Genomic DNA, 993 nt, shown 5'->3' on the forward strand with positions numbered 1-993 from the left:
GTTCCCGCCATTCGCCATCGTCCCCAGCCCTCGGTGAAGGCCAGAACGCCTGACTCGGCGCCCGGTTCCGACCCCGCGGATTGGCCGAATGTCTTCAAACGCGAGGCTCTTGCTCACCGCCGCTGGTCCTACGGCTCCTCGTCCAGTACATAGTCAAAATAGTCTTCCGGCTCGGCAAGATCGGTTTCGCTCGCCTTGACCCGGCCGCGCATCGAGATGCCGGCTTCATGCACGGTCTCGGCGCTGCCCGACACCAGCCGGTGCCACCAGTAGAGGTCGCAGCCCTCGGCCACCAGCCGATAGGCGCAGGTGCTGGGCAGCCAGCTGATGGTTCGCACATTCTGTGGCGTCAGCCCGACGCAGTCGGGAACGCGCGCCAGCCGGTTGACGTAGTCCGAACAGCGGCAGGTCTCGGCATCGAACAGCCGACAGCCGACGCTGGTCCAGTATATCTCGCCGGTGTCCTCGTCCTCAAGCTTCGAAAGGCAGCATTTACCGCAGCCGTCGCACAGCGATTCCCACTCGGCCGGGCTCATCGCCTCCAGCGCCTTGGTTTTCCAGAATGGCGTTTCCATTTCCGGGATGTGGCCCCAGCCGCGGGCAAGGTCAAGCGCGGCAATGGTCGCAATTGCGGCTATCGCCAGGTGAATGACATGAAGTTGCCTTCAAAAGGTCGGTCAATCGCCCCGTACGGCCTCTATCCGTGCCAGACTGGAACCAATCGGCACAAGATCGGTTTCGGCAAGGATGGGACCCCACAAGGAGAATTTCGATGAAACGCCAACCACGGATTCTGGCAGGCACGGCACTCGGCCTGCTTATGGCATCCGCGCCGTTGGGCGCGTTCCCGCTTCAGGGAAGTGTCGCGTCCGGCCTTGCCCAGCGCACGGCAGCCCCATTCATCCTGGCGCAAGCAGCATGCGCCGAAGGCGAAGCCTGCGCACAACAGCAGCAGGCGGAACCCGAACAGAAGCGCGAGCGCAAGAAGGCCGA

The 993-nt window shown here is 63.5% G+C and carries 2 protein-coding genes; one reads left to right on the forward strand and one right to left on the reverse strand.

Annotation, left to right across the window (positions count from 1 at the left end; all coding sequences use genetic code 11):
* Nucleotides 1–128: 128 nt before the first annotated feature.
* Nucleotides 129–575, reverse strand: a complete 447-nt coding sequence (locus tag EN906_RS35390; protein ID WP_127269028.1) for a YcgN family cysteine cluster protein — start codon at nucleotides 573–575, stop codon at nucleotides 129–131.
* A gap of 197 nt (nucleotides 576–772) precedes the next feature.
* Here EN906_RS35390 and EN906_RS35395 point away from each other — a divergent pair.
* Nucleotides 773–993 (forward strand): hypothetical protein (locus EN906_RS35395; protein WP_164777668.1); only part of this gene is annotated, 221 nt, incomplete at its 3' end.

Source organism: Mesorhizobium sp. M7A.F.Ca.CA.004.06.1.1, from assembly GCF_003999135.1.
Classification (GTDB): domain Bacteria; phylum Pseudomonadota; class Alphaproteobacteria; order Rhizobiales; family Rhizobiaceae; genus Mesorhizobium.

Excerpts from the sequence above, each read along its gene's own strand:
- EN906_RS35390 (WP_127269028.1), bottom strand. The coding sequence starts at position 575 with ATGGAAACGCCATTCTGGAAAACCAAGGCGCTGGAGGCGATGAGCCCG.